At 65.6% G+C, this 8,811-nt stretch carries 10 protein-coding genes; 6 read left to right on the forward strand and 4 right to left on the reverse strand.

Annotation, left to right across the window (positions count from 1 at the left end):
• Positions 1-505: hypothetical protein (locus tag AC1DVT_RS15095; RefSeq protein WP_477389838.1), on the forward strand; the 505-nt coding region annotated here is incomplete at its 5' end.
• A 620-nt stretch (positions 506-1,125) separates the two neighbouring features.
• Positions 1,126-1,377 (forward strand): hypothetical protein, encoded by a 252-nt coding sequence (locus AC1DVT_RS15100; RefSeq protein WP_477389839.1) that lies wholly within the window; start codon positions 1,126-1,128, stop codon positions 1,375-1,377.
• Between the two features lie 358 nt (positions 1,378-1,735).
• On the opposite strand, the gene AC1DVT_RS15105 is transcribed toward AC1DVT_RS15100, so the two are convergent.
• The 4 genes from AC1DVT_RS15105 to AC1DVT_RS15120 form a co-directional block, all read right to left on the reverse strand.
• The gene (locus AC1DVT_RS15105; RefSeq protein ID WP_477389840.1) at positions 1,736-2,230 is read right to left on the reverse strand and encodes a hypothetical protein; all 495 of its coding nucleotides are present in this window, start codon (positions 2,228-2,230) and stop codon (positions 1,736-1,738) included.
• Positions 2,231-2,532: 302 nt separating this feature from the next.
• On the reverse strand, positions 2,533-2,859 hold the full coding sequence (locus AC1DVT_RS15110; protein WP_477389841.1) for an antibiotic biosynthesis monooxygenase family protein: 327 nt from the start codon (positions 2,857-2,859) through the stop codon (positions 2,533-2,535).
• A gap of 163 nt (positions 2,860-3,022) precedes the next feature.
• Entirely contained in the window at positions 3,023-3,358 is a 336-nt protein-coding gene (locus AC1DVT_RS15115) for a DHCW motif cupin fold protein (RefSeq protein WP_477389842.1), read from the reverse strand.
• 268 nt (positions 3,359-3,626) lie between these two features.
• A complete protein-coding gene (locus tag AC1DVT_RS15120; RefSeq protein ID WP_477389843.1) occupies positions 3,627-5,978 on the reverse strand; it encodes an arylsulfatase in 2,352 nt (783 codons plus the stop codon).
• A 176-nt stretch (positions 5,979-6,154) separates the two neighbouring features.
• On the opposite strand from AC1DVT_RS15120, the gene AC1DVT_RS15125 reads away from it, so the two are divergent.
• From AC1DVT_RS15125 to AC1DVT_RS15140, 4 genes are all read left to right on the forward strand, one after another.
• Positions 6,155-7,186, forward strand: coding sequence for a formylglycine-generating enzyme family protein (locus tag AC1DVT_RS15125; protein WP_477389844.1), 1,032 nt, complete (start codon positions 6,155-6,157; stop codon positions 7,184-7,186).
• Entirely contained in the window at positions 7,183-7,539 is a 357-nt protein-coding gene (locus AC1DVT_RS15130) for a YidH family protein (protein WP_477389845.1), read from the forward strand. The genes AC1DVT_RS15125 and AC1DVT_RS15130 overlap by 4 nt, the downstream gene beginning before the upstream one ends.
• Positions 7,536-7,871 (forward strand): DUF202 domain-containing protein, encoded by a 336-nt coding sequence (locus AC1DVT_RS15135; protein ID WP_477389846.1) that lies wholly within the window; start codon positions 7,536-7,538, stop codon positions 7,869-7,871. Before AC1DVT_RS15130 ends, AC1DVT_RS15135 begins: the two co-directional genes overlap by 4 nt.
• Positions 7,872-7,984: 113 nt before the next feature.
• Entirely contained in the window at positions 7,985-8,668 is a 684-nt protein-coding gene (locus tag AC1DVT_RS15140) for a VOC family protein (protein WP_477389847.1), read from the forward strand.
• Positions 8,669-8,811: the final 143 nt, after the last annotated feature.

An 8,811-nucleotide genomic window follows, 5' to 3' on the forward strand; every position in this document is an offset into this window, starting at 1 on the left:
GCAGAGGGACGCCGCGGCAGCCCAGTTCGCTCGTCAGCTGATCGACGCAGGCGGGATCATTCCGGTGTTCTGGGGACCAGAGCAGATGGATGTCTGGGAGCTCCGCGTTCAGCGGGGCCAGATGATCGCCCGGTTCGGAGTGGAGCGCGGCGTGTCGGATAGCGTGCTCATCGCCCGCGCAGGAGCTCGCGCGTCGTCGAATGATCTCCGACCGATGCGCCTCGCGGTGTTCGCATGGGCGCGAGCAAACGACATCCCCTTCCGCGTGGATGACCCGGACAAACTTGACGTCGACCTGAAGTCCGACGGGTTCGACGCGTTGGACTGGGTGGGCGACGGTCACGACGCCGACGTGGAACGCGTCCGCCGCGCTTGGCTGGAGTACCGCCAACAGGCCGACCGATTGCAGGGACGCACACGCGGGCGACCGGATGAATCGGACCTCGAGGCCGTCAAGGCCGCGGGCATCGCGGCGATCGAGGCGGCCGCTCGATCCGTTACGTAACCACCGAACTGAAACGCACGCCCAGGGTCAAGCACGCGTGCGGTAACCGACCGTGGTGCGGGCCTGGGCGCCTCACCTCTCCGACAGACGTGCGAGTCTGCGTGGTTCTTTGCGAATGCCTCGCGTTTCCCCTGGGGAACACGCGCGCCGAGTTCGTCGACGGATTCAACCGAGCTCGATCGAAGCTCGGGGCGTAGACCTACCACTGCGAGGGTCGACGCGCTGCCGGTTCATCGATCGGTTGGCGGCCGCTAAACAGGACGATCGTCAACGGGCGTGAGCRATGCCCGCTGAAGGATCGCGCGCGGGCTCATAAGCTGACGAGAGTTGATGCGACCCAGACCGCGACCGTTTGAGCACAGTGAACTCGGAAATCTCGCGGACGATGCTCGCCCCCTCGTGAGGACAAGCCGCCGTGCGGCTCGTTGTTGTCACCTGCCTGGTTGCGGTACGGCAAACACGCTGGAAATGCGCGGGGTACTCTGCATCGGTCTCGCCCAGCTTGCCTGCGGCCCCACGCTCCGCGTCCTTGTCTATGCCACGAATCAGCTCGCGATCCACGTCGGATCCTGCAATCCTGGCGAGCTCCTTCTGCTGACCGGCAAGCCATAATTCAGGCCATGGGCGCCGCGGATTTCGACATCCTGATGACACACAGCTTCGAACCGAACGTGTATGGGTTGATGAGCACGACCGGCGCCAACGCGAACCGCGACAACTGGTTGCTTCACAGCTTCGATGGCCCCGCCGAGTTGCCACCGGCAACGGTGAACCAGTACCAGGCATTGGGCTGGCGGGTGTGGTACCGCCTGAACCCCAACGACGAATGGCACCGGATGATGACACCCGAAGAGAGAGCAACCATGCTCTAGGAGGCCATCTCGCTGGGCGAGCGTGCTGGCCCAATCGGAGAAGGATTCGCCCGCCAGGTGCTGAGGCGAGCACCGTGCGATGACGCACTCCGCGCGGGCTGCGTCGGAGAAGGCAATAGCGCCGAGGATTGCCCGCATAGGGATCGACCTGAGTACTCAGGTCACGCACGGGTGCCACTTCCGAGCATCGCGCGAATAGGGCTCCCTCGATGACCCATGTCATCGGGATGGGGATGCGAGCCGCCGCGATTACGAACCATCCCAGTGTGCCCGTGGCCGGATTCCGAGGGGGGCAGGTCGGGGTCTCTCCTGGCCAGCCCTTGACGTTGCGCTCGACTTGTTGCGTACCAGGCCCAGCTCAGGTCTGTGCCTTTACCGCGGCGATGATGGAGACGGCGGCTTGGGAGTGCTTGCAGCGGAGCAGAATCGGTGCACCGCGTGTGGCGGACAGGCGGATGTTGTTCTTCGAGTGCGCCGCCTCCGTCAGCTTCGCGAAGGGGATGCTCACCGTCTTCTTGCTGCTGAGGAACACGACTCGGTGGGTCGTGATCACCAGCTCGCCAGGTGCGTCGCCGCGGAAGCCTTCGTCGACGGTATATGTCGACGAAGCGTGGGACCCGCCGCTCAGCCCGCCACCGATGCCGACGGGACCGAGGCGGACACCCACGCCCACGCCTCCGCTTTGCCTACTGCCAACGGTCTCTCGCCGCGTGGAGTGCTTCAGCCCTACAGCATCGACGGCGGCGAGGATCTCCTCGCCGCCCGACACGAGAAGGGATGAGGTCGCCCCGCGCTTCTGCAGCTTCGCAACCTCGCGGCGGAAGCCGAGCGATCCCTCGATGTCCAAGATCATGGCCCGATGCTACCGACTTACGGACTGAGGAGGATCACCGCCGCCACCGCGGGCGTGGAGATAGCTGGCTCGCTCATCGCGCCAGCTGGCGGAAGTACCTGAGGGATGTCCTGTTGTTGTCGTGTCGTGCCCAATGGCTAGGTCATCCGCGAAGAACGAAGTCGCGGCACCGCCTGAGGTTCGTGATGGCGCAGGGTGAGGCACGCCGACGAGCGATTGCACGTCCGGGTGCCCCCTTGTGGGCATGCCCGCAAGAGGATGCTTGGCGACCACCGGCAGGGGAGATGTTGGTGGCCCTTGTCCTAGCGTGGCCCGGTGGGGCCGTACGAGCGGCTGACGGTGGCGATCCGGACGTGGTAATCCTCGTACCAGACGGCTCGACCGCGTGCTTGGGCGATCACGTGCTCCGTCACCCGTTTCCACCCTGCTGCCGCAGAGTCGTCTGCCCAGTAGGAGACCGTGATCCCCAGCCCTTCGCGCGCAGCCTCGACGCCCAGGAATCCCGGCTGCTGCGCCGCAAGGTCGACCATCCGCTGGGACATCACCTCGTAGCCGTTGTCACCATCGGTGCGCAACGAGGTGAAGATGACAGCTGTGTAAGGCGGTTCGGGCGTCTGCGCGATCGACATGGATCACATCCTGACACTCAAGAGACTGCTGGCGCGTCCGGTGCTGCGCCGCGCCGACGAAGTAGCCCAACGTTGGCGATCGCCGTACGGGACGATTGGCAACGATTGCGCGACTAGTGCCCGGCTGAGGATCGACTTCTGACGCTCTGCCAATGTCACTCGATCAATCGACGATGAAGAGCGTTGCGCCCGTTGTCGAGGACGATCGATGCGCTTCCTGGTCGTTGGCGACCTCGTAGCTCTGTCCGGCCGCCAGAACTACAACGCGACCGTCGTCCAATTCGGTCCGCAATTCGCCCTTCAAGACGAACAACACGTGTCCGCGTGAGCACCAATGATCAGCGACGTAGCCGGCTGTGTACTCCACGACCCGCAGGCGTAGCGCGCCGATGACCTTCGTACGCCAGAGAGCTTCTCCAGACTCGCCCGGGTGGGCGACCGGCTCGATGGTGCTCCAGTCCGTTGTGGAGAAAGAATGGCCAACTGCCACGACTTCCATCTGCTCGTTCGTGATGCCTCACTCCTCGACTGCGTCGCCTGATCGTCATCCAATTCCGCCAGCAATCGTTGCAATCAGCGATCGTCACTGCCACTCATGCCGCCGAATGCCCGACGCGAGCGTGGAAGCCGGCCCGAATGACTCTTGGTCACCTCGCGCAAGGGGAGCGTCGATTACCGACTCGGGAGGTCGGGGTTCCGTTATCGACGACCCGCCCGGCTCCCTTCTTCGTACCAGCCCGCAGGTCGAGAGCATCCGTCCACTAGCGCTATTGGTGCGCCAGCGCTGCTTGTCTCTCGAGGACGACATTGCGATAGGGGTCGCTCAAGAACTCTGCGTCGACGTGCTCGAGTGTTCCTGTGAAAGCGAACGGGGCTGCGTAGAGATCGTCGAATGCCTCTCGCGGGTGGTGCCCACAGGTGAGCTGCGCATCCATGGCAAATGCGACGGGGACCGTTCGATCGATGTCCAGCGTCCCCGCTGGGCGGCCGTCGATCACCATCGATGCCGTGGCCGGCGCCCCCAGTCCTTCAGCGAAGCGGGGTTCGCCTCGCGTGAGGAACTCCAGCCGGAGATCGCGACTGCCAGGCGGGATGGGGAACTCGGAAACGAGGTGGGAGGCACTGTCTCCCAGATGGCTGTAGTGGAAGACCAGTCGATCGTCGTGCAGGTACAGCGAGAACCCGCCGAATCTGCCGCCCAACGCGAAGAGGACTCCTTCGTCGCCAGGCGTATGACCCCGGAGCCGAGCGGACAGGGCGAAGTCGCGGTTGACGAAGGATGCCATCGAGACCAAGGGGATGGGCGACGTGCCCGGCAGGTATCGATAGTGTCGCAGGTCGGACGGATCTCCGAGGAAGCCGCCGATGCCGGCACGCCCCAGTAGCGGCAGCGCCTGGTTTCTCTCCGCCTCCGCCCACCAGAGGGCGACGAGCTCGCGCAGTTTCTCCGGATACTCAAGCGCGAGATCTCGACACTCCGCTGGGTCGTGGCGCGTGTCGTAAAGCTCCCAGCCGTTGAGTTCCAGCGCGTCCAGCACCTCGGCTGTGAGCATGGGAAGCAGGGACGGATGCGCGGATGCCTCGATTGCGTTCGCCTCGGGCCTGGGCGCGGCAGTATTCGGCCAGGGACAGACCGCGCGCCAACCATCGGAGTAGATGGCGCGGTTGCCGATCATCTCGAAGTACTGCGTTCTCGACGGTACTTCGGCACCTGCATCGGTGAGCTGACTCGCGAAACTCGCACCGTCGATGTCGTCCTGGGCAATCCCGTCGAGGCGCTCAGGCGGGGTGATCCCTGTCAGCTCGAGGATCGTCGGCAGCACATCGACCGCGTGTACGAAGGTCGTCTCGATGTCTCCCCGCCGGCTCACGCCATCCGGCCACGACACGACGAAGGGGACGGTGCAGCCGCCGCGATAAGTGCTGCCCTTCCACTGCCGGAACGGCGTGTCTCCCGCCCATGCCCATCCAGCCCCATAGATGTTGTATGCGTGTTCGGTACCGGCATTCTCGATCTCGGTGAGGAGCTCCTCTGCGTCGGCCGGGTACAGGTGGTTGAAGACCTGGTCTTCGCTCATCGATCCGAAGCGACCACCGACAGATGTCGCCCCATTGTCGCTGAGCGCGATCACGATCGTGTTCTCCAGGTCACCCAGCCTTTCGAGCTCCTCGAGCAACCGGCCGACCTGCTCATCCATGTGGCTTGTCATTCCCGCAAAGCACTCCATGAGCCGCGCCGCGACGCGTCGCTCGGCATCCGTCATCGAGTCCCAGCGCGGAACCAGCCCTTCGTCGGGACTTATCTCGGCAGCTGAGTCGACGATCCCCTGCTGACGCTGCTCGTCGAAAGTCGCCTGACGGCTGCTGTCCCACCCGTCATCGAATCGACCGCGATACTGGTCGATCCAGCGCCGTGGTGCATGATGCGGCGAGTGGCTGGCGCCGAAGGCCATATAGAGCAGGAAGGGCTTGGTCGGATCCGCGGAGCGGAGGTCGCGCACAAACGATATGGACTGGTCCACGAGGTCGTCGGTCAGATGGTATTCACCCTGAGAGGTGTGATCGGGTACCGGAATCGAGTGGTTGTCGTGAATCAGAGCAGGCTCCCACTGGTTCGTGTCCGCGCCGAGGAAGCCGTAGTAACGGTCGAACCCTCTCGCGAGCGGCCAGCGTGCCCGCGAGCCGCCCATGTGGAGGTCTTCGGGTGCGGCGAGATGCCACTTGCCGAGCGCGTAGGTCGCGTAGCCCTGGGCGCGCAGCACTTCGGCAATGGTGCCGGTCGACCGGGGCACCCTGGCGTCGTATCCGGGGAATCCCGACCCCGCTTCAGAGACCGATCCCATGTGCGCCCGATGGTGATTGCGTCCAGTGAGAAGTGCCGCACGTGTCGGCGAGCACAGCGGAGTGACGTGGCCGTTGACAAACCTGACCCCACGTTGCGCGAGCCCGCGGAGCGTGGGCATCGCGACCGGACCGCCGTACGGCTCGAGCTGGCCGAAACCCACATCATCCATCAACCAGATGACCACGTTGGGCGCTCCGGCTGTCGCCCGAGAGGGCTCAATCGGCGCCTCAAGCGCCCGGTCGATCGTCGCGTCGCGCCTGCTGTGCTGACCCACGTCTGCTCGCTCTCTCAGGAGAGCTCCGTAAAGACGGAGGGCTCCGGAATGTATGCGTATGAACTACGCGTCGGAATGATCCGCCTGATGCAGGGCAGTCAAACGTCTTTCCTTCGGCACCAACGTACATACGTATACTCAAAGGCGTCAACCAAGACAATGTGTCGAGGAGATAGATGCGCGAGGAAACGGCCGAGCCCGACTGCGGTCCGCAGTGCGTCTGCACCGGGCCGTCACGAGCGCCCATTCCGGTCAGCCCCGGCACAACACCGCTGCAGCATGCGGCATCCGCTTCCCGCGCCCTCTTGACCGCGGACACCGCGGGGGCGCCGCGGCATCTCGTCGAGCAGGCGGTCATTCCATCCGGCGCCTTCAAAATGGGCGACTCCTCCGGCGACCGCAATCGCGCCGACGGCGAGGTGCCTGTGCACGACGTGTCGCTCGAGCCGTTCCAGATCGACGTGACTCCTGTGACGAACGCGGACTTCGCGCGCTTCGTCGACGCCACCGGGTACGCGACCGATGCCGAGCGCTTCGGCTTCTCGGCCGTCTTCCACCTCGCCGTCGCCGCGCCGGACGAGGACATCACGGGTTCTGCCGCGGGGACACCCTGGTGGCTGGGCGTGCGCGGCGCCGACTGGCGCCGCCCCGGAGGCCGCAACTCAGGCATTGACGATCTCCCAGATCACCCCGTCGTGCACGTCAGCTGGGACGACGCGGCCGCGTACTGCGCGTGGGCAGGCCGCCGCCTTCCCACCGAGGCCGAGTGGGAGCGCGCCTCGCGCGGCGGCCTCGAAGCCGCCAAGTACCCCTGGGGTGATGAGGAGGTGGACGCCGGCGGATGGCGCGCGAACATCTGGCAGGGGGTCTTCCCCAGCGTGAACACCGGCGAGGACGGCTGGCTCACCACCGCGCCCGTGCGAACGTTCACGCCCAACGGCTTTGGTCTCTGGCAGACCGTGGGAAACATCTGGGAGTGGTGCGCCGACTGGTTCAGCCCGCGATACTACGAGAGCGCCCCCAGCAACTCGCCCACKGGACCATCAACCGGAACGGCTCGCGTACTTCGTGGGGGGTCGTACCTCTGCCATATCTCCTACTGCAATCGGTACCGCAACTCTGCGCGCTCATCCAACACGCCCGACTCTTCGATGGGCAACGCGGGCTTTCGGACCGTGGCCGAGCGAGGGCCGGGACAGATCACATGACACGCTTTCCCCGCCAAGTGTTCGAAGTCGGCAGCGAACCCGACGTGCGATTCACGTTCGCAAACGAGCGCACCTTCCTCGCCTGGATCCGCACGGCACTCGCGCTGCTCGCCGGCGGTGTCGCCCTCGAAGTCCTTGGGCTCGACCTGCAGCCCGGCTTCCGCCTTGCGGCCTCCCTCGTGCTAGTGATCACCGGCACAATCACCCCCATCCTCAGCTGGCTCTCCTGGGTGCGCTCGGAGCGCGCGCTCCGGCTGGGGCAGCCGCTGCCCGCATCCCTGCTCGGCCCGACCCTGACCGTCGCGGTGACGGCCGCGGGCGTGTGCCTGATCCTGGGCATTGTGCTGAGGTGACCCCCGATCCGCCGATCGATCCGGGCCTGCAGCCAGAGCGAACCGAGCTCGCCTGGCGCCGCACCGCCCTCGGCGTCGGGGTGGGGTCGCTGGTCTCGATCCGATTGCTGCCGGCGACGTACGGCGACCCCCTCTGGATGCTTCCCGGCCTAGCCGGAGTGTTCTTTGCCGGCACGGTCTGGGTTGCCGCCAGATTGCGCTATGCACAGACGAACACAGCGCTACGCGCCTCCGACGAGGGACGTCTGCCCGGCGGAATACTCCTGCTGACCATGGCGAGCTTCGCGGCGACCGCCGGCATACTCAGTCTCGGCCTTGTCCTGTTCACCTGATCAGCGGCCCTTCCCGGCAAGCCCGCTCAGGTGGGGACCAACCTGCCCGGTGAGGGATCCTACGGGGTCCGTCCCTTTACTGAGCTATCGGGAGGATGCATAGGGTGATTGTCATGAGCGAAGAGGGGTGGCGGGCCTTCCTGTCCGCGGACGGCGTCGATGACTGGGTAATCCTGCACGGCGGTCCAACGGCAGTGTTCAAGGTGGCATCGTTGCAGGACGCCGCTCGCCTTGCGGCGGCGGTAGCGGAGGTGCCTGGGCTCGGCCCGCGGACACTGCTGACCGCGGCATCGGATCGCCTCACGGTGAAACTGACCCGCGAAATGTGGGGCACGGAGCGGCAGCACGTCAATGTGGCGCGCGCGATCTCGGCCATCGCCCGGGAGCACGGGGCGGCGGGCGACCGGAGCGCAGCGCAAGAGGTTCAGGTGGCTGTCGCCGCTAAGCCACAGGCGATCGACCTGCCATTCTGGCGTACCGTGTTGGGCTATTCGCCGTTGCACGAGGACAACTGCATCGATCCCCTCGGCCAGGGGTCCACGGTGTGGATGCAGGACCTCGAGCCGTCCAAGTCGCTCAACCACGCGATGCACATCGACGTCTCGCTCGCCCGCGAAGAGATCCAGGCGCGTCTGGCAGCGGCCGTGACCGCCGGCGGACGCGTCGTCGATGATTCGGAAGCGCCCAGCGCGTGGATCCTCGCTGACCGGTCGGGAAACAAGGTCTGCCTCGCGGCATGGCCGGACGACGCTCGCCCCACCCGCGTGGACAACGACTCCGCTCATGGCCAGATGTGAAACTCGCCATTTGTCATCGACCATGTAATCCGATCGTGCGGTAACCGATCCCAATCGCTCGCGCTCCGGCCGCACGCGATCTCCCCACGGGTGCACCGCCCGCATAGGGATCCCAGCGGGCGCCGCACGAGGCGTACTCGTGG

Source organism: Microbacterium sp. P2_F9 (genome assembly GCF_056403635.1).